20 protein-coding genes are annotated in these 26,342 nt (G+C 71.3%); 5 read left to right on the top strand and 15 right to left on the bottom strand.

Going from position 1 to position 26,342, the window contains the following annotated elements; translation table 11 throughout:
* Positions 1–183: 183 nt before the first annotated feature.
* The gene (locus ACWEFL_RS24535; RefSeq protein ID WP_451716412.1) at positions 184–1,044 is read left to right on the top strand and encodes a DUF3592 domain-containing protein; all 861 of its coding nucleotides are present in this window, start codon (positions 184–186) and stop codon (positions 1,042–1,044) included.
* 60 nt (positions 1,045–1,104) lie between these two features.
* On the opposite strand, the gene ACWEFL_RS24530 is transcribed toward ACWEFL_RS24535, so the two are convergent.
* The 3 genes from ACWEFL_RS24530 to ACWEFL_RS24520 all read right to left on the bottom strand — a co-directional run bounded on the left by ACWEFL_RS24530 (position 1,105) and on the right by ACWEFL_RS24520 (position 4,356).
* Positions 1,105–2,985, bottom strand: a complete 1,881-nt coding sequence (locus ACWEFL_RS24530) for a serine/threonine-protein kinase (protein ID WP_451716410.1) — start codon at positions 2,983–2,985, stop codon at positions 1,105–1,107.
* A gap of 241 nt (positions 2,986–3,226) precedes the next feature.
* On the bottom strand, positions 3,227–3,682 hold the full coding sequence (locus tag ACWEFL_RS24525; RefSeq protein ID WP_451716407.1) for a MarR family winged helix-turn-helix transcriptional regulator: 456 nt from the start codon (positions 3,680–3,682) through the stop codon (positions 3,227–3,229).
* Positions 3,679–4,356: a type 1 glutamine amidotransferase family protein gene (locus ACWEFL_RS24520; RefSeq protein WP_451716405.1), complete on the bottom strand. Its 678-nt coding sequence runs from the start codon at positions 4,354–4,356 to the stop codon at positions 3,679–3,681. The genes ACWEFL_RS24525 and ACWEFL_RS24520 overlap by 4 nt, the downstream gene beginning before the upstream one ends.
* Positions 4,357–4,514: 158 nt before the next feature.
* Between ACWEFL_RS24520 and ACWEFL_RS24515 the strand changes: the two genes are divergently transcribed.
* The gene (locus tag ACWEFL_RS24515; RefSeq protein ID WP_451716402.1) at positions 4,515–5,873 is read left to right on the top strand and encodes an aminotransferase class III-fold pyridoxal phosphate-dependent enzyme; all 1,359 of its coding nucleotides are present in this window, start codon (positions 4,515–4,517) and stop codon (positions 5,871–5,873) included.
* A 284-nt stretch (positions 5,874–6,157) separates the two neighbouring features.
* On the opposite strand, the gene ACWEFL_RS24510 is transcribed toward ACWEFL_RS24515, so the two are convergent.
* Positions 6,158–7,615: a TerD family protein gene (locus tag ACWEFL_RS24510; RefSeq protein ID WP_451716400.1), complete on the bottom strand. Its 1,458-nt coding sequence runs from the start codon at positions 7,613–7,615 to the stop codon at positions 6,158–6,160.
* A gap of 49 nt (positions 7,616–7,664) precedes the next feature.
* Positions 7,665–11,783, bottom strand: coding sequence for an nSTAND1 domain-containing NTPase (locus ACWEFL_RS24505; RefSeq protein ID WP_451716397.1), 4,119 nt, complete (start codon positions 11,781–11,783; stop codon positions 7,665–7,667).
* Positions 11,784–12,028: 245 nt separating this feature from the next.
* Here ACWEFL_RS24505 and ACWEFL_RS24500 point away from each other — a divergent pair, with 245 nt between their 5' ends.
* The gene (locus ACWEFL_RS24500; RefSeq protein ID WP_451716394.1) at positions 12,029–13,429 is read left to right on the top strand and encodes a glycosyltransferase family 39 protein; all 1,401 of its coding nucleotides are present in this window, start codon (positions 12,029–12,031) and stop codon (positions 13,427–13,429) included.
* 834 nt (positions 13,430–14,263) lie between these two features.
* On the opposite strand, the gene ACWEFL_RS24495 is transcribed toward ACWEFL_RS24500, so the two are convergent.
* Complete coding sequence (locus ACWEFL_RS24495) at positions 14,264–14,665, bottom strand: hypothetical protein (protein ID WP_451716563.1); 402 nt, start codon at positions 14,663–14,665, stop codon at positions 14,264–14,266.
* 156 nt (positions 14,666–14,821) lie between these two features.
* Here ACWEFL_RS24495 and ACWEFL_RS24490 point away from each other — a divergent pair, with 156 nt between their 5' ends.
* A complete protein-coding gene (locus ACWEFL_RS24490; RefSeq protein WP_451716391.1) occupies positions 14,822–15,499 on the top strand; it encodes a GntR family transcriptional regulator in 678 nt (225 codons plus the stop codon).
* Between the two features lie 285 nt (positions 15,500–15,784).
* Here the strand turns inward: ACWEFL_RS24490 and ACWEFL_RS24485 are convergent, their stop codons facing one another.
* The 7 genes from ACWEFL_RS24485 to ACWEFL_RS24455 form a co-directional block, all read right to left on the bottom strand.
* Positions 15,785–17,020 carry a hypothetical protein gene (locus tag ACWEFL_RS24485; RefSeq protein WP_451716388.1) on the bottom strand — a complete coding sequence of 412 codons (1,236 nt, stop codon included), beginning with the start codon at positions 17,018–17,020 and terminating at the stop codon, positions 15,785–15,787.
* The gene (locus tag ACWEFL_RS24480; protein ID WP_451716386.1) at positions 17,017–17,799 is read right to left on the bottom strand and encodes a SigE family RNA polymerase sigma factor; all 783 of its coding nucleotides are present in this window, start codon (positions 17,797–17,799) and stop codon (positions 17,017–17,019) included. Before ACWEFL_RS24480 ends, ACWEFL_RS24485 begins: the two co-directional genes overlap by 4 nt.
* Before the next feature lie 690 nt (positions 17,800–18,489).
* Positions 18,490–19,557: an aspartate-semialdehyde dehydrogenase gene (locus tag ACWEFL_RS24475; RefSeq protein WP_451716383.1), complete on the bottom strand. Its 1,068-nt coding sequence runs from the start codon at positions 19,555–19,557 to the stop codon at positions 18,490–18,492.
* Positions 19,554–20,825, bottom strand: a complete 1,272-nt coding sequence (locus ACWEFL_RS24470; RefSeq protein ID WP_451716381.1) for an aspartate kinase — start codon at positions 20,823–20,825, stop codon at positions 19,554–19,556. Before ACWEFL_RS24470 ends, ACWEFL_RS24475 begins: the two co-directional genes overlap by 4 nt.
* 316 nt (positions 20,826–21,141) lie before the next feature.
* Positions 21,142–21,801 (bottom strand): DUF5063 domain-containing protein, encoded by a 660-nt coding sequence (locus ACWEFL_RS24465; RefSeq protein ID WP_451716378.1) that lies wholly within the window; start codon positions 21,799–21,801, stop codon positions 21,142–21,144.
* A complete protein-coding gene (gene recR / locus ACWEFL_RS24460) occupies positions 21,794–22,393 on the bottom strand; it encodes a recombination mediator RecR (RefSeq protein ID WP_451716375.1) in 600 nt (199 codons plus the stop codon). The genes ACWEFL_RS24465 and recR overlap by 8 nt, the downstream gene beginning before the upstream one ends.
* A 245-nt stretch (positions 22,394–22,638) precedes the next feature.
* Entirely contained in the window at positions 22,639–22,974 is a 336-nt protein-coding gene (locus ACWEFL_RS24455) for a YbaB/EbfC family nucleoid-associated protein (RefSeq protein WP_451716562.1), read from the bottom strand.
* Positions 22,975–23,411: 437 nt separating this feature from the next.
* On the opposite strand from ACWEFL_RS24455, the gene ACWEFL_RS24450 reads away from it, so the two are divergent.
* Positions 23,412–24,161 (top strand): SLATT domain-containing protein, encoded by a 750-nt coding sequence (locus tag ACWEFL_RS24450; RefSeq protein ID WP_451716372.1) that lies wholly within the window; start codon positions 23,412–23,414, stop codon positions 24,159–24,161.
* Positions 24,162–24,475: 314 nt separating this feature from the next.
* On the opposite strand, the gene ACWEFL_RS24445 is transcribed toward ACWEFL_RS24450, so the two are convergent.
* The gene (locus ACWEFL_RS24445) at positions 24,476–25,126 is read right to left on the bottom strand and encodes a hypothetical protein (protein WP_451716370.1); all 651 of its coding nucleotides are present in this window, start codon (positions 25,124–25,126) and stop codon (positions 24,476–24,478) included.
* A 390-nt stretch (positions 25,127–25,516) separates the two neighbouring features.
* On the bottom strand, positions 25,517–26,317 hold the full coding sequence (locus ACWEFL_RS24440; protein WP_451716368.1) for an SURF1 family protein: 801 nt from the start codon (positions 26,315–26,317) through the stop codon (positions 25,517–25,519).
* Positions 26,318–26,342: the final 25 nt, after the last annotated feature.

Genomic DNA, 26,342 nt, shown 5'->3' with positions numbered 1-26,342 from the left:
TGACCGACACCGAGACCGACACCGACACCGAGACCGACACCGACACCGAGACCGACGCCGACCATCGGACGCGGACGGTACCCGCGCGTCATCAGCTGCCCGACGGCGTGAAGGCCGGGGCCGCGAGGCGGTTCGGAATTGCTGCTGAGGCTCCGCCCCCAAGAGACGACAGGAGGAAAGCGCTTGGACTGGCATGGATTTCTGGTGCTGTGGTGCGGGGTGTTCGCGGTCGTGGCGCTGATCGGATACGGCCGGTCGCTGGCCGGGATGACGCGGGCCCAGCGGACGGTCCGCGTCATGGGGCGGATCGAGCGGGTCCGGGAGCCGAAGCACGGAAGCTCCCAGAGGTACGGGATACCCGTGGTCGTCTCCTTCCGTGACCCGTCCACCGGGCAGGAGTTCACCGTGACGAACGACGGTGAGCACGACGAGAGGGTCACCACAGCCTGGACGGGCCGGGAGATCGGCGTCCTCTACCCGCGCGGCAGACCTCATGCCTTCCGGTTCACCAGCGACCTCTGGGGCGGCCGGTACGGACTCGGCCGGCCGAACTTCGCGGTCTTCCTGATCTACACCGGGCTGGTGGTCATCGCCGCGATCGACTGGGGCTGGCCATGGGCCCTGCTCGGCTTCGGGGTGCCCTGGACCGTCCTGGGGGTGCGCTACCTGCCCCAGAACGCACGCGACATGAGCCGCCGCATCGAAGCGCTGACCTCCGCGGCCCCCGTCCGGGGCCGTGTCATCGCCGTACTCAAGGACGTCACCACCGACGAGGACGGCGACACCCGCACCGGCCACACCCCGGTCGTCGCCTTCTCCACCCACGAGGGCACGGCCGTCACCGCGTACTGCGCCTCGGGTCTGCCGGACCCCGTCGGCTCGTACGGCCGGGACGTCGCGATCCACTACACGCCCGACGACCCGGCCGTCTTCACCCCGGACCTCGCGGCCGAACACCGTTCCCGGAGATTCGACATCGTCTTCGGTGTTCTGGCCCTGCTCATCGGAGTGACGGCGGTCGCCGTGGGAGCGGTCGCCCTGTGACGTCCGGTCACCACCACGGCCACCACCACGGCCACCACCACGGCCACGGCGACGGACACGTCAGAACAGTTTGGCGTACCGCAGGGGCGCGCCGCCCGAGCCGACGAGTTCGCGGACGATGGTGAAGTCGTCCGGCATCTCCAGGCGGCTCCACTGGCCGGGCGAGCACTTCCCCGGATCGCCGGAGACGACTCGGGTCGGGCTGAGTTCGAGAGGCGGGCCCGAAGCGCGCAGCGTGGCCGACCACGTGCAGTCGTACGAGGCGCCGGTACCGGTCAGCTCCATGACCGTGGAGCCCTGTGGACCCTGGGTGATGGTCATGACGCGGGTGTTGGCGCCGTCGGCGGTGTCGAAGCTCGCGCGCCAGGTGCCGATGTACTCGTCGGGCACGCCTCCGACTTCGCCCGCCGGGGAGTTCGAGGGGGAGTTCGAGGGGGACTTCGAGGGGGACTTCGAGGGAGGCGGCGATTCGGAGGTCCCCGGAGTGGTCGGAGTGGTCGGAGCCGAGACCGCCGACGTGTTCGGGCCGGGCTTCGGATCGTCGGCCCGGTCGGCGTCCCCGCCGCCGCTGAGGGCGCGGAGCGTGACGCCCGCCAGGACCGCGAGGAGCAGGACGCCGATCCCGATGAGGGCGGCCTTCCGCCCACCGCCGCCCGTGCGCTCGGGTTCCGGCACGGCCGGGTGCGGGTACGGGGGCGGCGCTGCCGGGGTGTAGGGGGCGGGCAGCGGCTGGTATGGCGGCGGCGAGGTGTAGCTGCCGTACGGAGCGGGCGGGGGCTGCATCAGGGTCGGGGGCACGGCATGGCCGGCCTGCGGATGGGCGGGCGGGACCGGCGCGGGTGCGGGTCCTGTTGTCGGCGCGGGTGCCGGTGCGGGTACGGGCGGTGCGGAGGCCGTGGGGGTGGGCGGCAGGACCTGCGTCGGCGGCTCGGGCGGGGCCGGCGCGGGGCGGCCGGGTGTGGGGATGGTCGGCGCGGAGGCGGCCAGCGGGGGGTGGCTCTGTGCGGGGTGGCTCTGTGCGGCGGGCGCGGGCGGTGGGGCCGCGTGCTCGACCTCCAGCAACCGGACCGCGTGCCGTCCCAGTTGAGCGATGAGCGCACCCGGCAGCCAGGGCTCATGGCTCGGCTCCGTGGCGGTGCGCTCCAGGACCTCGGCCAGCTCCGGCCGGTCCGCCGGGGCCTTGCGCAGACATTCCCGTACGAGATCGGTCAGGCCCGCGGGGAGACCCGCCAGATCCGGTTCCTCCTCCGCGATCCGGAACATCAGCGCGTGGCCCGCGGTCTCCGTCGAGCCGAAGGGGAGCCGTCCGGTCGCCGCGTAGGCGAGGACCGAGCCCAGACAGAAGACGTCGGCCGCGGGGGTGACGGACTCCCCGCGGATCTGCTCGGGGGCCATGAAGCCGGGTGAGCCGATGACCGCTCCCGTCCGGGTGAGCCCGCCGTCCGTGGTCGTCTCCAGGGCCCGCGCGATGCCGAAGTCGATGACACGCGGGCCGTCGATGGTGATCAGGATGTTGGACGGCTTGAGATCACGGTGGATGAGCCCCGCGGTGTGGATGGAGGTGAGCGCGTGCGCGAGGCCCGAGCCGAGGATCCGTACCGAACGCTCGGGGAGCGGGCCGTGGTCCCCGGACACGACCGCGTTCAGCGAGGGCCCGGCGACATAACCGGTCGCGACCCAGGGCACGGCCGCCTCGGTGTCGGCGTCCAGGACGGGCGCGGTCCACTCGCCGCCGACCCGCCGCGCCGCGTGCACCTCCAGCCGGAAGCGCTCGCGGAACGTCTCGTGGGCGGCGAGTTCCCGCCGTACGAGTTTGACGGCGACCGTACGGCCCCGTTCGCTGCGCGCCAGATAGACCTGACCCATGCCGCCCGCGCCCAGACGCGCGAGCAGCCGGTACGCGCCGATGTGCCGCGGATCCCCAGGCACCAACTGATCCATCGCCGTACGTCCCCCCGACCCCGGACGACCCATGTTGTCGAACGCATCGAGGATAGGCGGAGTGGGCGGAGACACGCGCGGATCGTCCACCCGGAACCGGGTCCGGACCGCATGCCCACAGGATCATGCCCACCGGATGCCGACCGCGTCGCTCCGGGGTCCCGCCTCCGCCACCGGCCCGGCCTGGCACCCGGCGGGGCCGATACAGGCCCCGCCCGCCCCCGCCCGCCCCGGCCCTCCCTCACTCCGAATCGGCGGATCCGATCGTGTCCAGGGCCTTGGACAGCCGCTCCAGCGCTTCCGCCGTCTCCGCGAGCCGCTTTGGCCCGAGCGTCTCGGTCAGCCGGGCCGCCAGTTCCGCGTGACCGGGCTCGATCCGGGAGATCGCCTCCCGGCCCTCGTCGGTGGGGCGGAGCAGCTTGGCGCGCCGGTGCGCGGGATTGGGCTCGTACGCCGCCAGGCCCCGCTCGACGAGCAGATCCGCGATCCGCTGCACGCTCTGGCGGGTGATGCCCATGTCCCTGGCGATCCCGGCGACGGGAAGGGGCGTACGCAGTACGGCTCCGAGCACCTGCCACCAGGCGGCGGTGAGCCCGGCGGGCTTGGCCAGCACCTCGGAGACCGCGAGGAACTGGCCGTTCAGCCGGAAGACGGCGAGCGCCGTCCGGCTGAGCAACTCCTGCTCCTCGCGGCTCATGACGCGGCCGCGCCTTCGGTGTTCCCCGCGCCCCCCGCAGCCTCCCCGCCATCCGCGCCATCTCCGCCATCCTCGCCTTCGAGGACCGCGAACGCGGACACGTCCGAGTCGTGGAACAGCCGGTACCAGGCGTCCAGCTTCGCGCCCTCGTACACGCCGAGCCGGGCGAAGACCTCGCGGGCGAACGCGACCGGCTCGGTGGGGCCGGCCGTGATCAGATCGCCGTCCGTGACGGCGTCGGCCTCGCGGTAGCGGTCGCCGCCCTTGTAGCCGGTGGCGGCGAGATAGAAGGAGACCGCCCCGGTGTGGTCGCGGTCGTCCAGCAGTCCCTCGCGTGCCAGTCCGGCCGTCGCGCCGCAGATGCCGGCGACGGGCACGCCCGCGCCGAGGAAGGCGCGAGCCTTCGCGGCGAAGGGCGCGAGACCGTCGCCCGTGTCCCACGCGGTCGCGCCCGTGAGGATCAGCAGCGCGCTGTCCTCGGGGCGGAGGTCGGCGAGCGCCATGTCGGGCTGGACACGGAGGCCGCCCATGGTGGTGACCGGATCGGTGGTCAGGCCGACCGTGCGGACCGTGAAGCCGTTCTGCGTCAGATGGGCGGTGGTGTGGCCCGTCTCCCAGTCCGCGTAGGTGTCGTACACGGCGAGATGAACGGTCCTGCTGGTCGTGGCGGTCATCGTGCCCTCCTCGGCTGCCCGGCGACTATGACAGAAGGCTGTCATAATGACAGCCTTCTGTCAACTGAGTCCGGCTTTACAGAACGCCGCAGGAAGCTCGCCGAGGCCAGACAGGATGGTCATATCGGGCTCGGTCATGAGTACATACGCTGTGACGCATGACCCCTCAAGCTGTTGACCCGCAGGCCGGCGCCGCTGTGAAGGCCGCGGACCGTGCGCATGTCTTCCACTCCTGGTCCGCCCAGGGCCTGATCGACCCGCTCGCCGTCGCCGGCGCCGAGGGTTCGTACTTCTGGGACTACGACGGGAAGCGCTACCTCGACTTCACCAGCGGTCTCGTCTACACCAACATCGGGTACCAGCACCCGAAGGTCGTCGCCGCGATCCAGGAGCAGGCCGGGAAGCTGGCGACCTTCGCGCCCGCGTTCGCGGTCGAGTCCCGCTCCGAGGCGGCCCGGCTGATCGCCGAGCGGACGCCCGGCGACCTCGACAAGATCTTCTTCACCAACGGCGGCGCCGAGGCCATCGAGAACGCCATCCGGATGGCCCGGCTGCACACGGGCCGCCCGAAGGTGCTCTCCGCGTACCGCTCGTACCACGGCGGCACCTCCACCGCGATCAACGTCACCGGCGACCCGCGGCGCTGGGCCTCGGACAGCGGCACGGCCGGGGTCGTGCACTTCTGGGGGCCGTTCCTCTACCGCTCGCCCTTCTACGCCTCGACCGAGGCCGAGGAAGCCGCCCGCGCGCTCCAGCACCTCGAGGACACCATCGCCTTCGAGGGCCCCGGCACCATCGCCGCGATCGTGCTGGAGACCATTCCCGGCACGGCCGGCATCATGGTGCCGCCGCCCGGCTATCTCGCGGGCGTACGGGAGATCTGCGACCGGTACGGGATCGTGTTCGTCCTCGACGAGGTCATGGCCGGATTCGGGCGTACCGGAAAGTGGTTCGCCTCCGAGCACTTCGACGTCGTGCCCGATCTGATCACCTTCGCCAAGGGCGTCAACTCCGGTTATGTGCCGCTCGGGGGTGTCGCGATCTCGGCGGAGATCGCGGCGACCTTCGACACACGGCCGTACCCCGGCGGACTCACCTACTCCGGCCATCCCCTCGCCTGCGCCGCGGCCGTCGCCACGATCGGCGTCATGGAGGAGGAGAAGGTCATCGAGCACGCGGCCCGCATCGGCGAGACGGTCATCGGCCCCGGCCTCCGCGAACTGGCCGAACGCCACCCGAGCGTCGGCGAGGTCCGGGGCATGGGAGCCTTCTGGGCGCTGGACCTGGTCCGCGACCGCGAGACCCATGAGCCCCTGGTCCCGTACAACGCCTCCGGCGAGGCCAACACGGCGATGGCGTCCTTCGCCGCGGCCTGCAAGGCCCACGGCCTGTGGCCCTTCGTCAACATGAACCGCACCCATGTCGTCCCGCCGTGCAACATCAGCGAGGCGGACGCGAAGGAGGGCCTGGCGGCGCTGGACGCGGCGCTGGGAGTCGCGGACGGGTTCGCGGCGTAGGCGCGCGACCGACCACGTGGGCTGGGCGGGCCCTGTCGGCGGGGCCCGCCCGTACGGCCGGTCACGCGGGCGGTAACGCGACTGGTCACGCGGCCGGTTCTCCCGTACGAGCGCCGTACGCCCTCCGTGACATCGGCTCCGGCGTCGACATCGGCTCCGGCGTGGCCGTGCCGACGGGTGTCCCTCGGCCGTTCCTCACAGCCCGCGGCCGGGACTCACGCCACGGTTGGGCCCGAGCGGTCCGGCCGATCGGTTCGGCCGACCGGGCTGTTCACGTGGTGCGATCAGACCCCGGGGCGTGGAGTGATCGACCACGGGCCTTCGCCGCGGACGGCCAGCAGACGCGGGCCGCTCTTCAGCCGGACGGTCTGCCGGAACGGGGCGACGGCGCTGGTGAGGATGTGGTCGACATCGCCGAAGTGCCCTTCGTCGTACCAGACGTCGTCGGGGTCCAGGGCCATGGACCGCATCGAGAGGATCCCGCCGATGTCGTGGGAGCCGCGCTGTGAGCCCTTGAACTCCACCTCGAGATCCATGGCCGGACCTGTGTGCGCGAACACCTCGTAGGAGTCGCCGTGGACGGTCGCGGTACCCAGAAGGCGCGCCGCCGACACCGGGCGGACGGTGACCGCCCAGTCGTGGTCCGCCAGGATCTTCAGCCGCAGAGGGTAACCCCGCGGGACGACGGCGGCCGCTCGCCCGTGGAAGTCCGGTGCCATGGAACTGGTGAGCATGTCGCCCGACTCGTGCTTCCTGGTGAGCTGGTACGTGGTCATCCAGGCGTCGCCCCGTTGCGATATCTCCAGGATCACCGGGCCGGGCGGGAGGGGGGCCTCGATGGTGATCTTGGCGTCCTGGTGGCCACGGACCGTGTGCGGCTGGAAGCCGGGGAAGCGGGCGAAGGGGCCGGGGAGTTCGTCCGGCTGAGGGCCGGGCGCGGCGGGCGTCGAGTAGCCGGGGCCGGGATGAGGCGCCTGTGGGTGATGTGCGTACGGCTGGGCGGGTGGCGCGAAGGGGGGCCGCTCCTGGGCCCGGACTCCGGGTTCGACTATGCCGTGCCCCGGGGCGAAGGTCCGGCCCGGCGCGGACGCGGGTGGCTGAAAGGCGACCGGTGCCGGCGCGGGCGGCGGCTGGAACACCGGTGGCTGGGCACCCTGGGCAGGAGGATACGGAACCGGTGCCGGCGCGGGCGGTTCCGCCGGTGCCGACGGCTGTGGGGCGTGCCGGTGGCTGAAGTCCGCCCCCAGCTCCTCGTACCCGGCGTACCCCTGCCCCACCGCCCGGAATTTCCACGCCCCGTCACGCCGGTAGAACTCCCCGAGTGTGTAAACGACTTCGTCAGCCGCGTCCTTCACGTCGTACTGCACGACCGGCGCCCCGTCCGGCCCCAGCGCCTGGATGTACAGCCCGGGAAAGGACCCGAAAGGGATCTCGCCGCTCACCGCGATGATCATCACCTTCTGGATCTCAGGCTCCACGGCGGCCAGCGCGACCTCCACCCACACGCCGAGCTGCCCATTGCCCGACGCCTTCCCGATGTACCGGACCGCGCCCGACGGATGCGGGGTCGCCTTGTAGTTCACCGCGTCCTTCCGCCCCGGACGCGACCTGCCTCCCGCGTCGAGGAGCCCCACCACGAGATCGATGCCCGCCGGTGCCGCGGGCGTCGGCGGATGCGCCACCACCACCTTCAGCGTGGTCGTCGGGACAGGTGTGTTGGCGCCTCTGGGGATGTTCGTCATGCGGCACATGCTGGCATCGAAGCCATAGCGAGGTCGACGGTTGGGGTCTTCAGCACACGGACCGGTACGGGACCCCCGGAAGATGGGTCTCCCACTCCGTACGGTCGAGCCCGCCCCCCGCCCGTACACAGACCTTCTTCGCCGTGCCGCCGGGATCCAGGGAGTAGGAACGGAACGCGACATACGGAGTCGTGACGCGCAGTTCACCGCCGTCCGGAGCGAACGCCAGCGCCAGCACCGGGCCGTCGGCGGACGGGAGGGAGGCGCCGCGGGAGCGGGGGGCGTCGGTCCGCCAGAGCCGTAGGCCGCCGTCGGCGTCCCCGTACGCCAGCGTGCGCCCGTCCCGTGAGAACGCGAGCGCCGGTGCGCGCCAGTCGCTCCGCCGGGCGTCCGTGTTCCTCGGGTTCTTGGGAACGAGGACCGCGAGGAGCTTTCGGCCCCGGCCGTCCCAGAGAGTGGTCCGGCCGTCGTGGTCGCTCATCGCGAGATGGCGGCCGTCGGGGCCGAACGCCACCGACGAGGGCTGGTTTTCGCCGCGCATGACCCGGGTGGCGTCACCGGTTCGCGGATCGATGAGCTGCCGGTGGTCCGTCAGGATGCGGCCGTCCGGGGCGGTCGCGAGGACACGACCGCTGACGCCGGGCCGAAGCGTCGACCAGGCGGGTTCGTACCCGTCGGGTCCATCCGGTCCATCCGAACCGTCCCGTCCGCCCTGCTCGTTCCGGCCGCCGTTCCCTCCCCGCCTGTCCAGGCGCAGTGAGTCGATGGACTTGCGTTCCATCGTCGCGCGCGACACGGCGACCGAGTCGCCACCGGCCGCGACAGCGATCCCGCCGTCGAAATCGGGCGGCAGCGGTACGGAATCGGTCACCCTGGAACGAAGGTCGCGCACGGCCAGCGCGCCCGCCGCATCCGGGTGGGCGAAGGCCCGGCTGTCGGGGCTGAAGGCCATCAGGAGGCACTCGGAGCCGCAGTCGAGGGCGCGGCGGGGTCCGCCGAGCGTGGCGAACAGCTCTCCGTCGCCGCCCCGCAGCTGATACGTTTCACCGCGCCTGGTCGCGAGTACGCCGCCGTCCGGGCTGAACGCGGCCCCGGCGAACGGCTCCCGTTCCCACCGCCGGGGCGTCTCGGTGTCGAAGGCGATGGTCCATACGGTCGTGCCGGGCGCCTGGCCCTCCACGTACCGGATCGTGCCGGCCGACAGATCCAGCCGTGGATCACCGAAGTTCCTGTGCGCGGTGGGAACCCGGAGCACGCTCACGGGAGCGGACAGCCCGCGCGACAGCCGCCAGAGCCGGATCTCGTCGGCCGAGACGGTCGCGGCATGGGTGCCGTCGTCGCTGAACGACACATACGGATACTCCCCGGCGGGGATTCGGGGCCGCTCCTGCCCGGACCGTACGTCCCAGATCCGCACGCCGTCGCCGGTGCTGACCGCGAGGGCCTGCTGACCGGGCAGGAACCGGATCTCGTCCGAGGCGCAGACGTCGGCCTCCGCGGCCCAGGAGGCGGGCAGTTCGCGGCGCTTGTGGATGTCCCAGAGCCGCAGCGGCCCCTGATCCGGGCAGAAGACGAGCAGCCGGTCGTCCGGCGAGATCTGGAACCTCTTGATCTCCCTCGGCTCCCTGCCGGTGCTGAGCAGCGGCCGTCCCGTACGGGTGTCCCACAACTGCACCGGAAGGCCGTCCCGGTGGGTGCCGAACAACCGCCCGCCGGGACCGAACCAGCCGTAGTCGTCACCTTTCTCGGTCGGGGTGGGCCCTTGGGGCCCGAAGGGCGCTCCGGTCGGCTTCCCGGCCGCCAGGTCCCAGATCCGTATCCCGTCGGGTGCCCGGAACGCGGCCTTCAGGGAGTCGGGTTCGAGGTCCATGATGTTCACCGCGTGCTTGCCGAGACCGGGGAGGTCCGGGAGCCCGCGGTGACCGGGAATGTCCCACCGCTTCGTACGGTCCGGCCCGACCTCGACCATCGTGCGGCCGTCTGTGCTCAGCCGCCGCCAGGTGTCGTTCGCGTCCACGTCCGACTCGGTCAGGGGCGGCGCGTACACGTCCACGTTCGACTGTGCCGCGGCGGCGAACAGGGACTCTCGGGTCTCGGCCGTCTCGGCGAGCTTCCACGCGGCGAGGCTCAGCCGCATCGCGGTACGCGGATCGGACGCGCGCAAGGTGCCCGCGACTTCGGCGATCCGGCGGGCCTCGGCCTCGACGGCACGGCGGTCGCTGACACGGCTCTGCTGCCAGGCGGTGAGCCCCGCGACGGCGGCGAGACAGAGGAGTACGGAGAGGGTGACGGTGAGGACACGCAGCCGACGGGCCGTGCGGGCGGCGGCGCGGGACTCGCGCTCATGGGCACGGAGGGAAGCGGCGAGGAAGTCGCGCTCCTGGGAGGTGAGCCCGATGGGTGGGCCGCTGCCGCGGGGGCCCGATCCGGACCGGGAACCGGAACCCGGCCCCAACGAGGCATCAGGGGACGCACCTGCGGCCGAACCGGACGACGCACGGAACAACGAACGAAATGCCCCAAGAACCGACCCGGACGACGCACGGAACGATGAACGGAACGCCCCGAACACCGAACCGTCAACCACACCGAACACCGAACCGCGAACCGCACCGAAGACCGAACCGAACACCGCACTGCCAACCGCACCCAACGACGCACCATCAACCGCACCGAAGGGCATACCGAAGGACATACCGAACGCTTCCCTGGCCGCCTCCAACTGCCCACCGCGATAGAGCGCCCCCGTGTCCCGCCCCAGTTCCTCCCACGTCCGGGCGGCGTCCGTCAGCCGCCGGTGGAGCCGCAGCAGATCGCGGTCGTCCGCGATCCAGCGGCGCAGCCGGGGCCAACCGGTGATCAGGGCTTCGTGGGCGAGGTTCACGGACGTGTCGTCGACGGTCAGCAGCCGGGCGTGTACGAGCCGTTCCAGGACGTGCGCGTACGCGTCGGACAGCACCAGTTCGGCGCGTTCGGCGGGCCGGCGGGTGTCCTCGCTCCCGTCACCGGGCGAGATGAGCCGCAGCAGCACGGCACGGGCCGCGTCGGCCTCGTGCTCCGTGAAAGTGGCGAAGACCTCCTCGGCGGTGTGCGCGATGGCGCCCTGCACCCCGCCGATGGTCTCGTACGCCTCCTCGGTCAGCGTCCGTCCGCGCCGCCTGCGCCAGACCTCCAGTAGGGCGTGCGACATCAGCGGAAGCCCGCCCGGTTCGTCGGCGACCTCGGCGACGATACGGGCGGTGAGCGTGCGCTCCACGATCAGCCGCTCGGCGGTGGCGGGCCCGACGACCGCTTCCCGTAGCTGTTCCCTGGTCATCGGCCCGACGAGGAGGACGGAGTCCTTCAACGCGCCGGCCAGCGCCGGGTGCTCGGCGCACCGCCCGTAGAAATCGGCGCGTACGGCGATCACGACCCCGGCGGGTTCGGTGAGCATCAGCTTGATGAACGCGGCTCGTTCGGCCGGATCGCGGCAGAGGGTGAACAACTCCTCGAACTGGTCGACCAGGACGAGCGCGCCTTCGGTGAACATCCCCTTGTGCGTACGGGCAGGAGTGGGGCCGGGAGTGAGCAGCCGGATCACCGATGGCCCCCCGTCCCCCTCCACCGGAACCGGACCCGTCCCCTGAGCCCCCTTCGTCCCGACTCCCTTCGTCCCGCCCCCCTTCGCCTTCGCCGGGCCGAGCCCTTCCCTCACAGCGGGGACGAGTCCGGCCCGCAGGAGGGACGACTTCCCGCTGCCGGACGCGCCGACGAGCGCGACGAAGGGGCGTCGCCGGATCAGTTCGACGAGTTCGGCGACCAGTTCGTCCCGCCCGAAGAAGTGGTCGCTGTCTTCGGGGCCGTACCGGGCGAGACCGGGATACGGCCCCTGCTCCGCCCGGTCCGGAAGGGGTTCGCGGGTTTCGGCGGTCTCGCGCCAGCGCTTCTCCCAGCGAGCGGCGTCCTCCGCGTCCCCGCCGCAGGCGGCCACGTACGCGAGGGCGACCGGCAGCGAGGGGAGCTTCTCGCCGGCCGCGGCGGCGGAGAGAGTGGGCGCGGAGTACGACGAGGCGCGTGCCATCACACGGTAGGTGGGCCCGCCCGCCGCCCGCCGGAACGCCCGCAGTTCGTACGCGAACCGCTGCACGGGCCCGGCGTCCGGGTCCAACGGTTTCTCGTGCCGCCCCATCGTCGCCTCCCCTTGACCCTTTCCCTCCCTCCGCGTCGAGGGTAGTGAATTGATTGGCAGGGCGTTTGGGGCCTGCCCATCAATGCGGCGGCCGATGGACTCGCTTGATGATCGCCCCCATGCCGCCGCGCGCGCCGTCCGCGCAGGCGCCCCCCGTACAAGAGCCCTCCGCACCGGGGCCCGGCACCCGTGAGCGCCTCATATGGACCCTTTCCGTCGCGAGACTCCCCGCACGGGTGCCGCGGATGCCTTCGGCACCGTCTTCCTCCGGGCCGGTCGCGCGGCGATGGCACCTGTCGGCCGTACTCCTCCCACCGGCCGTGCTGATGCTGGTGCTCGGACTGTGGGGGATCAGGCGCGAGGGAACGCTGTGGGGCGACGAGGCGGTCACATACGAGATGGCCCAGCGCACGGTCCCGGAGATCTGGCGCACTCTCGGCTCGGTGGACGCCGTCCACGGTCTCTACTACCTCTTCATGCACGGCCTGTTCAGGGTCTGGGAACCCGGCCTCGTTCCCCTCCGCCTCCCGTCCGTCCTCGCGATGTGCGCCACGGCCATGGGGGTGGCGATGATCGGCCGGCGACTGGCCGGTCCGCGCGCCGGCCTGCTGGCGGGCCTGGTTCTCCCGCTGCTGCCGGTCGTGCAGCGGTACGCGCAGGAGGGGCGGTCGTACGCGCTGGTGTGCGGACTCGTGACCTGGGGGACATGGCTGCTGCTGAAGCGGTCGTGGGCGGCGTACGCGGTGGTCATGCTGACGGCGTGTCTGCTGCACGAGTTCGCGGTGCTGATGGTGGTGGCGCACGGGCTGACGGTGTGGCGCGACCGTCCGCGCGGCTGGCTGCCGGCCGCGCTCTGCGTCGTCGTGGGCGTGGCTCCGCTGGCGCTCTTCAGCACGACCCAGTCCTCCCAGGTCGAGTGGATCGGCCGTCCCGGAGTTCCCGAGTTCGCCGCGTTCCTCCTGTTCGCCCTCCTGGGCTGGGCATGCGCTCGCACCCCGGCCGGCTCACGGGTCGGCGGGGTCGCGCTCCCTCTCCTCGTACTCCCCATGGGTCTGCTGATAGCCGTCTCCCTGATCCACCCCCTCTTCGTCGACCGCTATGTCCTCCCGTACATCACCGGTCTCGCCCTCCTCATCGGCGCGGCCCTCGACCAGTACTGGTCCCGCCTCCTCGCGATCACGACGGCAGCCGCCGCGCTGATCACCCTCGTCGCCTACGGGCCCCACCTCCGCTCCCCGGACAGCCGCAAGAACGACGTCGGCGCGGTGGCCGCGGCCGTCGCCGAGATCTCCCGCCCCGGTGACGGCCTCCTCTTCACCCCCACCCGCCGCCGCGTCTGGACCCTGGCCCACCCGGCTCCCTTCCGCCCCCTCACCGACCTCTCCCTGGCCCGTTCCCCCCGCGGTTCCAACACCCTCTTCGGTACGGAAGCGTCCCCGTCGGAGATCCGTTCCCGCATGCTGTCCTCCGGCGTCGGCTGGCTCATCGCCATCCAGGACCGCGAGGGCGAGCCACTGGACGCGGTGGAGATCGAGTCCGTGAAGCGTCGGATACTCGACACCGAGTTCGTCCTCTGCGAGGAACGGCTGGTGGGCCAGGCCCGAATCGGCCTCTACGCCCGAACGGCCACGACCACCTGCCCCTGACCCATACCGCCGCCGGCTTTCCTGCCCCCACCCATCCGGCCCCGATTTTCACGCCCCCACGCCCCTTGCGGCAGCGGGCAACCCGCACCCGACAAGCCCCCACACCACCCGCGGCAGCGGGCAACCCGCATCCCACGAGTTCCCGCACCACGTGCGCCTGCCTGGCCCCGAGGGACTCGAGTTTCGCAACTCCGGGAATCCCCGGGGGCGTGCCGTTCTTGTCCGGCCCTGGGAGGGGGTGTGCAGGGTCGTCCCCGCAGGGGATCGGCGGCAAGTCCGGGGTTCGTGACCAAAGCGCCTGTATGCCGCCGACCCCGAGGAGTCGAGCCCGGAGGACCCCCGGACCCGCACCGGACAAGACCCCGCACCCCTTGCGGCAGCAAGCAACCCGCACCGAACGAGCCCCCGCACCACGTGCGCCTGCCTGGCCCCGAGGGACTCGAGTTTCGCGTCTCCGGCGAACCCTGGGGGCGGGGCGTTCTTGTCCGCCTGTGGGAGGGGGTGTGCAGGGTCGTCCCCGCAGGGGATCGGCGGCAAGTTCGGGGTTCCTGACCAAGGTGCCTGTATGCCGCCGACCCCGAGGAGTCGAGCCCGGAGGGCCCCCGGACCCGCACCGGACAAGACCCCGCACCCCTTGCGGCAGCAAGCAACCCGCACCGGGCCAGCGCCCGCGCCCTTGCGGCAGCAAGCAACCCGCACTCGACAAGTGCCCACGCCCCTTGCGGCAGCAGGCCACCCGAACCGAACAAGCCCCCGCACCCCCCGCGCCCGCAAGCAACCCGCACCCCCCCCGCGCGGCCAAGCGCCCCGCGCCCCGCGCCCCGCGCCCCGCACTCACCCCCCTCCCACCTCCACCTCCAAGTACCGCCTCCCCCGCGCCCCGCGATACCGCAGGCACTCCCACCCCGAGGCCGAGTCGAGGGCCCTCACGCACTCGGCCAGGCGAGTCTCCTCCTCATGCGCCGCCCCACTGCCCGCCGGCCCCACCCAGTCGACGCGAACCGCGCCCTCCCGGTCCGCCACCCGGACTCGGTACCCCGTCGCCACCCGCAGGCCCTCCTCGTCCACGGCGGACGCCGGAACCCCCGCCGCCTCCAGCGTCAGGGCGACCGCCCGTACCATCCGGTTCCGCTCCCACTCCGCCGGCACGGAGCCCGTCAGCCGCCGAATCTGCAAGAGCCCGGCGAAGGCCGCACGGACCTCGGCGGCCCGAGCGGCACGGCCGGCCTCATCCATCGGCGCCCCGCCCACCCGCACTTCGTCCCCCGTGGCCGCCTCGAAGACGTCGCCCACACTCAACTCCCTTTCCACAGATCGCCCGTATCCGGGCGCACGGGGTACGTTCCTGCTGGCCTATCGTGTCCGCAACCCCCGGCGAAGGAGACCCCATCGATGCCCGGTCCCGGCAACACCTCTGTCACCCGCAGCACACTGCGGCAGCAGATCGCGGACGCGTTGCGTGACGAGGTGCTGGCCGGTCGCCTCCAGCCCGGACAGGAATTCACGGTCAAGCAGATCGCCGAGCAGTACGGAGTCTCCACGACGCCGGTACGCGAGGCACTGGTCGACCTCTCGGCACAGGGGCTGCTCGACTCCGACCAGCACCGTGGCTTTAGGGTGCATCAATTCTCGGTGGACGACTACCGGGAGATGGTGGAGACGCGGTCGCTGGTCATCGACGGCATCATCCAGCACGCGGAACGCCAGGGCCGTACGCGGGTGAACGCCAAGGCGGTGGTACCGGTCCGCCGCCGCGCCGAAGAGGCGGCGCGCGCGGCACGCTGTGGCGATCTGGACATTCTCATCGGCTATGACCTGCGCTTCTGGCGTGAACTCGGTGCCATTGTCTCCAACCGGTACATCTCCAACTTCCTGCATCAACTACGAGTGCAGAGCTGGGTTTTCGCGGTCCCGCACCTCCGGGCGGACCCGCGGGCGCGCGACTGGCTGTTCACCGGATACGAGGAACTGATCGACGCGGTGGTGCTCGGCGACATGGCCGCGGCCCGGACGGTGATCCTGGCGTACTACGGGAAGTCGATGGCATGGGCGGATCGGCTGAACCCATGAGCGGGGACCAGCCCTCCAATCCCCCCTGAGTACGCCCCAGGACACGGAACCCCGGACGTCCCACCGCCTCGACCGGACCCCGCGTCCGGGTATGACGCCGATCTCTCCGCCTGCATGGCGGAGTTGAAGCAGCTGGCGAAGGAACTCATGGCGCAGGGCGCCCCAGTGATCGCCTGGAGGGAAGAACGAAAGGCGGCCCGGTCACGCGGCCGCGCCCCGAGGTGGGCCGTCCAACCGCCGACCAACCGCTGGCTGATCGCCGGCCAACCGCCGGCTGATCGCCGACTACCCGCCCAGGACGCCCGTGCGGTAGATCGTGCCGGAGCAGGCGTTCGGGATCGTGGTTTCCGCGCTGGGGGCTCCCGGCTCGGCCGTGTGGGTCACCGAGACGCTGCCGTCGGTGCCGGTCTCGGTGGTTTCGAGCTGGGGCTGGACGTTGTTGGGGGCCGATCCGCCCGAGGCGCTGGCGCTGCCCGAAGTGCCGGGCGAGTCGGTGGGGTCGGGGGAGGGACCACCGGTCGGGCAGGTCTCCTTCGGGACCCAGGCGAACCGCACCTCGTACACCGAGTCCGGCTTCAGCAGGAGCGCCGCGGCTTCCTGCGAGGGGTCGGGAAGGCCGGTGGCCGCGTCGCCGGCCGTGTGGTCGACCACCTTGATCTTGGACTCGTCGGCCGCGCCCTTCACCGCGAAACCGATCGTGCCCCGGCCGCTGACCGCGCATTCGGTCGCGGACACGTTGGCGACCCGGAAGGTTCCGTAGACCTTGCCCTCGGAGTCGGGCTGGCCCGCCTGCGCGGAGGTGACGCCGAGCTGCTCGGCAGCGCATTTCGGGGAGTCGGTGGCGACGATGCCGGGCGGGACGGCCGTTCCGCCCGTGCCGTTGCCGCCGGTACCCGTGCCGGACGGGCCGCCGGGCGAGTCGCTCGGCTTGCCGGGGCCCTCGCCCTCCTCGCCGCTCTCCTTGGAGCCGCCCGAGTCGCCGTGGCCGCCGGAGGAGCCCTGCTCCTCGTCCGTGCCGCCCTCTGAGTGCTTGCCGTGGCCCGCGGACACGGATGCGGGGTCGTTGGCGCCGCCGTCGGAGTTCGCCACATGGACGAAGGCGGGGACTCCGGTTCCCATCAGCAGCACCGCGGCGACCGCGCCGATCAGTATCTGCCTCTTACGGGCCTTCCGCGCCGGGACCGCCCTGCGCAGATGGTCGAGGGCGCCGTCGGCGGGCCGCAGGTCCTCCACGGCGCCCTGGAACAATCGGCGCAGTTCCAGTTCGTCCGGGGCCAGTCCGTCGCCGTCCCCGTCGTCGGACTCGTCCGGCCGGTCCGACCCTCCGGGAAAGCCCGGTCCGCTCGGTCCGCCTGTCCCGCCTGCTCCTGCGGGCCCTCCCGGCGTACCCGGTCCGTCCGACCCGTCGACGCGGCCGTTCCACTCGTTCTCCGGCCCGTTGTTCACAATTCCGTTCCCAGTCCGGTCGTCAAACGGCCCGTCCGGCTCGTACCGCTCACGCCTGTGTTCGTGCCCGTTCATGACGTGGCCTCCATCGCGACGCGCAGCGCCGCGATGCCCCGGGAACCGTACGCCTTCACCGAGCCGAGGGATATGCCCAGGGTCTGGGCGACCTGCGCCTCGGTCATGTCCGCGAAGTAACGCAGTACCAGCACCTCGCGCTGGCGGCGCTGGAGTCCGCGCATCGCCTTGATCAGGGCGTCCCGCTCCAGTTGCTCGTACGCCCCCTCCTCGGCGCTCGCCATGTCCGGCATCGGCTTGGAGAGCAGCTTGAGCCCGAGGATGCGGCGGCGGAGCGCGGACCGGGAGAGATTGACCACGGTCTGCCGCAGATAGGCGAGGGTCTTCTCCGGGTCGCGTACGCGGTTGCGCGCCGAGTGGACGCGGATGAACGCCTCCTGGACGACGTCCTCGCAGGAGGCCGTGTCGTCGAGGAGGAGCGCGGCGAGACCGAGCAGTGACCGGTAGTGGGCCCGGTAGGTCTCGGTGAGGTGATCGACGGTGGTGCCCGAAGCCATGGTGTTCTCAGCGCCCTCGCGCTGAGACGGGAACTGGGCCGTCCGGGGCGTGGGCATGGGTGCGATCACCGGCAGGCCGCCGACCGGGCGGGTCTTGCGGACGGGGCGTACCGAAGCACCCGACGCCGATGCCGGTGCCGACACCGGTTCCGGCCCCGGCCGGGTTCTCGATGCCGGAACAGGTCCGGGAATCGAGAACGGAGCCAGGAAGCCCGCACCGCCGCGGCGCGTCGAAGCGCTGCGGGACGGGGCCGCTCCTGCGATGTCGAGTACCTCTGCCACGCCTGTTGGACACGCTTCCCCCCGTCAGGGTTGTACGCGCACGCCACCACTTTTGTGGGTGATTCGTCTGCAGCCATGCGTACTCGCTCTTCCCCAATGCCCCATTGATGACGGCGCCGTACAGAGGCGTCCGCAAAGACGCTTCCCGACCGACTGGCGGTTGCAGACCAGGGGGAAGGGAAATGACGATCATCCTCGCACCCCAGCTCAAATGGTTTGGACCTGCGACTCGCTCACGAGGCGTTCACAGATCCTACAAAGTGCAGGAGGCATCCACACAAGACCGATCACTGAATCGGCTCAAGAAATCCGATCATGGAACAGTCGGCGAGTGCACACGGTGACTCTATGGCCAAGGGACCCATGAGGTGGAGCGGGGAGAGCCGAGGGGGCGGGCGGAGGTTCCGGAGGGGCCCGAGGTACGAGAAGGGCCGGAGGTTCTGGAGGGGCAGGGGGCCGGACCGAGGTCCACCGGGGGCCGGACCCAGGTCCACGTCGGCAAGGGCCCGGACCGGAATGCCCGCGCCGTGGCGGGCCCGCCTGGGCCGTCGCGGGCCCGGACCGTCCGACGGCAGTGTCAGGCCCGGACCGTCCGACGGCGGTGTCAGGCCCGGACCGGTCCGGCGGGAGGCAGCCGCGCGGTTCGCTCACGCCGGGCGTACCGCCCGCTGCCGCCTGCTCCCGGCCGGCCTACAGCCGGAGTTCCGCGGCGACCGCCTCCGCGATCTGCGCGGAGTTCAGCGCGGCCCCCTTGCGGAGGTTGTCGCCGCAGACGAACAGTTCCAGCGCGCACGGGTCGTCCGGGGCCCGCCGGACCCGCCCCACCCAGGTCGGATCCGTTCCGACGACGTCCGCGGGGGTGGGAAAGTCGCCCACGGCCGGATCGTCGTAGAGGACGACGCCGGGTGAGGTCGCCAGGATCTCGTGCGCGCGCTCCACCGAGACCTCGCTCTCGAAGCGCGCGTGCACCGCGAGGGAGTGCGCCGTCAGCACCGGCACCCGTACGCAGGTCGCCGCGACCCGCAGTCCCGGCAGGCCGAGGATCTTACGGGTCTCGGCCCGCAGCCCCAGTTCCTCGGACGACCAGCCGCCGTCCTCCAGCGTCCCCGCCCACGGCACCACGTTGAGCGCGATCGGCGCGGCGAAGGGCCCGAGCCCGTCTCCTGCGGTGTCGCCCACCGCACGGCGTACGTCACCGGGGCCGACGCCCAGTTCCGTACCCGCGACCAGGGACATCTGGGCCCGCAGCGTGGCGACGGCGTCCCGTCCCGCGCCGCTGACGGCCTGGTAGGAGGAGACGACCAGTTCCCGCAGCCCGAATTCGGCGTGCAGCGCGCCCACCGCCGGGATCATGGCGAGGGTGGTGTCGTGCGGGCTCGCGATGATGCCGCGCGGACGGACCCGTACGGCATGGGGGTTGACCTCCGGCACGACCAGCGGGACGTCCGCGTCGAGCCGGAAGGCGGCGGAGTTGTCCACGACCACCGCGCCCTTGGCCGCGGCGATCGGCGCCCACTGCGCGGACACCTCCGCGGGCACCAGGAAGAGCGCGACGTCGACGCCCGCCAGCGCCTCCTCGTCCAGCGCGACGACCTCGCACTCCTCCCCGCGCACGGCCAGCTTGCGGCCGGCCGAGCGCCGGGAGGCGACGAGCCGTATGTCGCCCCAGACGTTCTCGTGCTGGGACAGGATCTGGAGCATCACCGCGCCGACGGCTCCGGTCGCTCCGACGACCGCGAGCGCCGGCTTGCGGGTCATCGCCCGGTGCCGCCGTACACGACCGCCTCGTCGGAGTCGCTGTCGAGACCGAAGCGGGTGTGCACGGCGCGCACGGCCTCGGCGACGTCGTCCGCGCGGGTGACGACCGAGATACGGATCTCGGATGTCGAGATCAGCTCGATGTTCACCCCCGCGTCCGAGAGCGCCTCGAAGAAGGAGGCGGTGACACCGGGGTTGGTCTTCATGCCCGCGCCGACCAGCGAGATCTTGCCGATCCGGTCGTCGTAGCGCAGCGATTCGAAGCCGATCTGATCCTTCGCGCCCTCCAGCGCGTCGATCGCCCTCGTACCGTCCGTCTTGGGAAGGGTGAAGGAGATGTCGGTCAGCGCGGTCGTCGCGGCCGAGACGTTCTGGACGACCATGTCGATGTTGATCTGGGCGTCCGCGATCGTACGGAAGATGGCCGCGGCCTCGCCCGGCTTGTCCGGCACCCCGACAACCGTGACCTTGGCCTCGGAGACGTCATGGGCGACTCCGGAGATGATGGCGTGCTCCACCTGCTGGTCTCCCTGCGGCTCGTTGCTGACCCAGGTTCCGCGCAGTCCGGAGAAGGACGAGCGGACATGGATCGGGATGTTGTATCGGCGTGCGTACTCGACGCAGCGGTGCAGCAGCACCTTGGAGCCGGAGGACGCCAGCTCCAGCATGTCCTCGAAGGAGATCCAGTCGATCTTCCGGGCCAGCGGCACGACGCGGGGGTCCGCGGTGAAGACGCCGTCCACATCGGTGTAGATCTCGCAGACCTCGGCGTCCAGCGCGGCGGCGAGGGCGACTGCGGTGGTGTCGGAGCCGCCGCGGCCGAGGGTGGTGATGTCCTTCTTGTCCTGGGACACACCCTGGAAGCCGGCGACGATGGCGATGTTGCCCTCGTCGAGCGCCGTACGGATCCGGCCCGGCGTCACATCGATGATGCGCGCTTTGTTGTGGACCGAGTCGGTGATCACGCCTGCCTGGCTGCCCGTGAAGGACTGGGCCTCGTGGCCCAGGTTTTTGATCGCCATGGCCAGCAGTGCCATGGAGATGCGCTCTCCAGCGGTCAGCAGCATGTCGAACTCACGCCCGGCAGGGATGGGGGAAACCTGCTCGGCGAGATCGATCAGCTCATCCGTCGTATCGCCCATCGCGGATACCACGACGACCACCTGGTGGCCGTTCTTCTTGGCGTCCACGATCCGCTTGGCGACACGCTTGATGCCATCGGCATCGGCGACGGAGGAGCCTCCGTACTTCTGCACGACAAGGCCCACGTGCGCTCCTCGCTCGGTTCTCCACCGCAGCCATGTACTGCGGTCGGCTCATTTTAACGAGCGGCCGGGTTCCGTCCCCGTGCAGTCACATGGTGAGATGCGCTGTTCAGGAAGTGATCACGGCCACTACCGGATCGACTACTGCCCAGGGAGCGCCCGCCTACGCGGTTTGTGCGCGGCGTCACACGCGGAGCGGGCGCCGTGAGGCCCGGCCTCGACCGCCGCCGTGCGGCCGTACAGAGGGTACGACGCGGTCCGATGGACGGGCGCTGCTTGAGCGCCCGACCGGCCGCCGTACGGCCGTACACGCCGCGGGTCACATCGTCGTACGCAGCCCCAGCGGCACGGCGATCTCCTCCGCCATCACCTTCCCCGCCTCCTCCGCGAGCAGGTCGTCCGCCAGGTCCTCGTCCGTGTCCAGCCCGTCCAGCGCCGGGAGCGGCTGGTCGAGCCGGACATGCGAGACGAGTGACTGAAGGGCACGCAGAGTCGCCGACGCGGTCGAACCCCAGTTGGAGAAGTACGAGAACTGCCACCACCACAGCGCCTCGGTGGTCCGCCCGGCGCGGTAGTGGGCGAGGCCGTGCCGCAGATCGGTGATCATGTCGGCGAGGTTGTCGGAGATACGGAAGGCGACCGGCGCCTTCCGCGGCTCGTACGGGTCGAAGACCTCGGAGAAGACGTCCACCGGGTCCAGCAGCGCCGCGAAGCGCTCCCGCAGGTCGTCCACGTCCGGCTCGGGGCCCATGTCCGGTTCGTACCGCTCGTCCGGAAGGATGTCCTCGTGCGCGCCCAGACGGCCGCCGGTGAGCAGCAGTTGGGAGACCTCCAGCAGCAGGAACGGCACCGCGCTGTCCGGCTCGTCGCCCTTCGCGACCTCGGTGGTCGCGACGATGAAGGACTCGATCGAGTCGGCGATCTGGACCGCGAAATCGGCCGGGTCCCGGTTCACTGCGTGCAGCATGGCGTCAGACATCGAGAAGTCGTCTCCCCTCGAAGGCACGCCCCAGCGTGACCTCGTCGGCGTATTCCAAGTCTCCCCCCACGGGCAGACCGCTGGCCAGCCGGGTGACCCGCAGGCCCATCGGCTTGATCATGCGCGCGAGATACGTGGCGGTGGCCTCGCCCTCCAGATTGGGGTCCGTGGCGAGAATCAGCTCCGTGACCGTGCCGTCCGCCAGGCGCGCGAGCAGTTCACGGACGCGCAGGTCGTCGGGGCCGATGCCCTCGATGGGGCTGATGGCACCGCCGAGCACGTGGTAGCGGCCACGGAACTCCCTGGTCCGCTCGACCGCGACCACGTCCTTCGACTCCTCCACCACACAGATGACGGAGGGGTCGCGGCGCTGATCGCGGCAGATGTTGCACTGTTCCTGCTGGGCGACGTTTCCGCAGACCGAGCAGAAGCGGACCTTGTCCTTCACCTCGAGGAGGGCGTGGGCCAGGCGGCGGACGTCGGCCGGCTCGGCCTGCAGGATGTGGAAGGCGATCCGCTGCGCGCTCTTGGGACCGACGCCGGGCAGCCTGCCCAGTTCGTCGATGAGGTCCTGAACCACGCCTTCGTACAACGGACTGCCTTCCCTCTGCGTGTAAGGCCGTGTGCACGGCCGCCTTCCCGGCCGGCGGCTGAGCGAGCCGACCGCGAGACCGGCTCCGAGACCCGTTCCCGTTCCGGCTCCGCGACCCGTTCCGGCTTCGGTTCCGAGACCCGTTCCGGCTCCGGCTCCGGAACCGAGACCGGGGCTGGCTCCGACACCGCTTCCGAGACTGCCACGGCTGCCACAGCTCGTACGGTAGTGGGTGAGCCGCCGTCTCAGAAGGGCAGGCCGGGCATACCGCCCAGGCCCTGGGCCAGCGGGCCCAGTTTCTGCTGCTGGAGCTGCTGCGCGTTCTCGTTCGCGGCCTGCACGGCGGCGACGACCAGGTCGGCGAGGGTCTCGGTGTCCTCGGGGTCGACGGCCTTGGGGTCGATGACCAGTCCGCGCAGCTCGCCGGAGCCGGTCACCGTGGCCTTCACCAGTCCACCGCCCGCCTGACCTGCGACTTCGGTCTGCGCCAGTTCCTCCTGAGCCCGGGCGAGATCCTGCTGCATCTTCTGGGCCTGCTGGAGCAGCTGCTGCATATTGGGCTGGCCACCACCGGGAATCACGGTCACTCCTGGCACTTCGACGACGGTTGTTTCGGTATGCCGAGCCTACGTGTTCACCGGGCCGCCCGCCCCACCCTGAGGCGACAACTCTTTCGAGGGACTAAGCTGCGGGTCCTCTACCTGATCAAGACGTACTTGTGGACGGAAATACTGGGATTTCCACCACACGGCCCACCATTCGGCGGTAGGAAGAGCATGCGCATCGGTGCAAATCAGCCAGCACGCGGTGCACCCAGGTGTACGTACGCACCGCCAGCACTACCTGTCACGCAGCACGCATCGTGTGCCACGGAACCCGTTTCCTGGTCCCTGCACGAGGCAACCTGCGCGACGCACCCTGCACCACGCACACGATGCATGACGCACCGGACGCACCGAGCACGACGTACCACGCGCCACGCACCACGTTTCACACCGAGTCGAAGAGGAGTGCCCCGGTGAGCCAGCCGGAGATGCAGCCCGGGGGGCCGGCCCGGGAGGAGCGCGGTGAGGTGCCGCGCGGTGATCTGACCGGAGGGCAGTTCCCGCTCGGCGACTGGGGAGAACCGGCCGAACGCCTCGACGAGCTGTACCGCTGGGTCGAGACGTCCGCGCTGCGCACGGTGGACTGGTACCTGGCGGATCGCGTCTGGAAGCGGCGTACGGGCCGGATACTACGGCTCGGCACGGCCCTGGGCACCATCGCCGGCGCCACCCTCCCGCTCCTCGATCTCACCGGTCTCGCGGACGGCGCGGCGGGGTGGGGATATCTGTCGCTGCTGCTGGGCGCGGCGTGTCTGGCGTGCGACCGGTACTTCGGTGTGACGTCCGGCTGGATGCGGAACATGGCGACGGCGCAAGCGGTGCAGCGCAGGTTGCAGGCGCTGCAATTCGACTGGGCGTCGGAGAGCGTACGGGAGATCCTTGGCCCCACCGAGGGCACCGCGAGCGAGGCGGCCGAGCGGTGTCTGCGGGTGCTGAGGCAGTTCTCCGAGGATGTGCAGGAACTGGTGCGGTCGGAGACGGCCGACTGGATGCGGGCGTTCCACGGGGGCCTGGACGCGCTGGTCCTCCAGGCGACGCCGCTGCCGTCGGCCGGCGGTCACGCACGGGGTTCCGAACCGGGTTTTCCGGGCAGCCGTACGTCGCTGCCGCCGGGCACGCGCCCGAACATGCCCCGGCAGCGGCCGCCGGAGCCGCCGAGGTAGTCGAGGCAGTCAGCGGCAGGCCGCGGTGGCCAGTGGCAGGCCGCGCCGACCGGGGCTGACCCGGGGGCGTCGGCCGGGCTGATCCAGGGGCGCCGCGCCCCGCACGGCCACGGCCGCGCCGGCACAACGCTCGGCCCGGACGTTCAAAGACGGCGAGGCGAAGGCGGCGGGGCGAAGAGGGCGAGGTGAAGCCGCCGCCCGCGCAGGGGAGCGCACCGGCGGCCGGGGCGTCCGAAGGCGGCGGGCGAAGGCGGCGAGGCCCCGCGGGAGCCCGGCCGCCGTCCCTTCTTGGATCGCGTCAGCCTTGGACCGCGTCAGCTGAAGACGATCATCGACCCCTGCCCGAGGCTGCGCGTCGCCGCGGCGTGCAGTCCCAGCCATACGTACCGCTCGCGTGCGAAGGGGCTCTCGTCGTGCGGCATCGGCCCCGCCGGCTCCTCCAGGGACGTCGGCCGCTCCGGTGCCTGCGGCGCGGCGGGCGGATTCGCGTGATCGATCCCGATCGTCGGCGCGACGAACTCCAGTTCCCGCAGCAGCCCCTGTGTCGAACCCAGCGGCCCCCCGCCCGCGAGCAGTTCATCGTTGAACAGCGGCGACGGGAAGTCGACCGGGACATACGCCCCGGCGTGGTCGTAGTGCCAGACCAGATGGGACTGCTGGGCGGTCCCCTCGAACATCTCCAGCAACTGCTCGTAGTCCCCGCCCAGTTCATCGACGGGCGTCACCGCGAGCCCGCACAGCTGGAGCAGATACGCCCGTCGCAGAAAGTGCAGGGCGTCGTAGTCGAACACGGCCACCGGAGCGACTTCTCCGGATAGTCCGGGCATATAGGCGAATACGGGTACGGTCGGCAGTCCGGCGTCCGTCAGGGCCTTGTCGTAGGAGGCGATCTCTTCGGCGAAGGGATTGTCGGGGCTGTGGCACAACACATCGACGAGGGGGACCAGCCACAGGTCACAGGCCAAGGGAAGGCTCGCTCTCCAACGGGATCGGACACGGTCGTAACGGCGGTCGGAACAGCGTAGTTGCACGTCCCCGCGGGTCGAACGGTGCGTGGGTACCGCCGGGTACGGGGTGCGGGCTCCACCGTCGCACACGAAGCCGCGTCATGGCACCGCGCCGCCGTCGGGCCGCGAGCGGGCCCAGGGCCGACGCGGGGCCGGCCAGGGGGCCGCTTGCGGGGCCGAGGCCGGTGTGGGAGGTCGGCGCGAGGCCGGTACGCGGTGCGGGGCCGGTAGGGGCGGTACGGGGTCGGTCAGGGCAGCGCGGAGGTCGGTACGGGGTTCGGCAGGGGCAGCGCGGTGCGGGGCAGGTTCGCGCCGCGGTTTCATGCCCTGGTAATCACGCCCCAGTAATCACGCCCCGGTTTCACGCCCCGGTCCGGGCGAGGCCGCCAGGACCGGGTTCGGGTCCGGCTCAAGACCCAGTGCGCGATCCTTCGCCGTCTCCACCTCGCGCCGGAACAGACGGAACCACATGAACAGGATGAACGCGACGCCCGCGAACCACTCCCCGCTGTAGCCGAGGTTCTGGAACGCCTTGAGGTCCAGCCCGCTGCCCTCCGGGAGGGCGGCGGGCACCGCCACCAGACCGGTGTCGGCCTTGCTGAGGGTGACCCAGGCGTCGTACACGTCGTCCGGGACGACGTTGACCAGCGTGGCCGCGCTGATCATGCCCAGCTGCCCGCTCGGGAGGCCGCCCGATGTGTGCACGCCGTCCGTGCCCGTCGTCTCGGACGCCTGGAGCGCGCCCGTCACCGTGACCTCGCCCTCGGGGGCCGTGGGCGAGGGCTTGCCATCGGCCAGCCAGCCACGGACCACGGGGAGCGTACGGCCGCCGTCGGTCTTCAGCAGCGTCAGCACATAGGAGCCGCGCTTGCCGTCCACCTCGCGGTCGGGGACGAGGAACTGCTCGCCGTACCGGCCGGTGGCCGTCGCCGTCCGGCCGGACGTCTCCTTGTCGACGGGCAGCAGCTCGTCCAGCGGCACCGCTCGCCGCTCCTCGGCGCTGGGTTCCCGCTCGGCCGCTTTCTGGGTGTCGACGCGGTCCTCGAACCTCCCGAGCTGCCATGTCCCCATGAAGACGCACAAAGGGATCGCCAGCACGACGAAGACGTTGATACCCCACCAGCGGGGCGTCAGCAGGAACCGGTACACCCCTCCACGGTACGGAACGCGTCCC

The sequence above is a fragment of the Streptomyces sp. NPDC004838 genome (genome assembly GCF_053600955.1).
Note: the sequence above shows the minus strand (reverse complement) of the source record. Positions and strands in the feature narration are given on the sequence as shown.

Excerpts from the sequence above, each read along its gene's own strand:
- ACWEFL_RS24505 (WP_451716397.1), bottom strand. The coding sequence starts at position 11,783 with ATGGGGCGGCACGAGAAACCGTTGGACCCGGACGCCGGGCCCGTGCAG.
- ACWEFL_RS24520 (WP_451716405.1), bottom strand. The coding sequence starts at position 4,356 with ATGACCGCCACGACCAGCAGGACCGTTCATCTCGCCGTGTACGACACC.
- ACWEFL_RS24485 (WP_451716388.1), bottom strand. The coding sequence starts at position 17,020 with ATGAACGGGCACGAACACAGGCGTGAGCGGTACGAGCCGGACGGGCCG.
- ACWEFL_RS24475 (WP_451716383.1), bottom strand. The coding sequence starts at position 19,557 with ATGACCCGCAAGCCGGCGCTCGCGGTCGTCGGAGCGACCGGAGCCGTC.
- ACWEFL_RS24525 (WP_451716407.1), bottom strand. The coding sequence starts at position 3,682 with ATGAGCCGCGAGGAGCAGGAGTTGCTCAGCCGGACGGCGCTCGCCGTC.
- ACWEFL_RS24465 (WP_451716378.1), bottom strand. The coding sequence starts at position 21,801 with ATGTCTGACGCCATGCTGCACGCAGTGAACCGGGACCCGGCCGATTTC.
- ACWEFL_RS24490 (WP_451716391.1), top strand. The coding sequence starts at position 14,822 with ATGCCCGGTCCCGGCAACACCTCTGTCACCCGCAGCACACTGCGGCAG.
- ACWEFL_RS24515 (WP_451716402.1), top strand. The coding sequence starts at position 4,515 with ATGACCCCTCAAGCTGTTGACCCGCAGGCCGGCGCCGCTGTGAAGGCC.
- ACWEFL_RS24500 (WP_451716394.1), top strand. The coding sequence starts at position 12,029 with ATGCCTTCGGCACCGTCTTCCTCCGGGCCGGTCGCGCGGCGATGGCAC.
- ACWEFL_RS24530 (WP_451716410.1), bottom strand. The coding sequence starts at position 2,985 with ATGGATCAGTTGGTGCCTGGGGATCCGCGGCACATCGGCGCGTACCGG.
- ACWEFL_RS24510 (WP_451716400.1), bottom strand. The coding sequence starts at position 7,615 with ATGACGAACATCCCCAGAGGCGCCAACACACCTGTCCCGACGACCACG.
- ACWEFL_RS24495 (WP_451716563.1), bottom strand. The coding sequence starts at position 14,665 with ATGGATGAGGCCGGCCGTGCCGCTCGGGCCGCCGAGGTCCGTGCGGCC.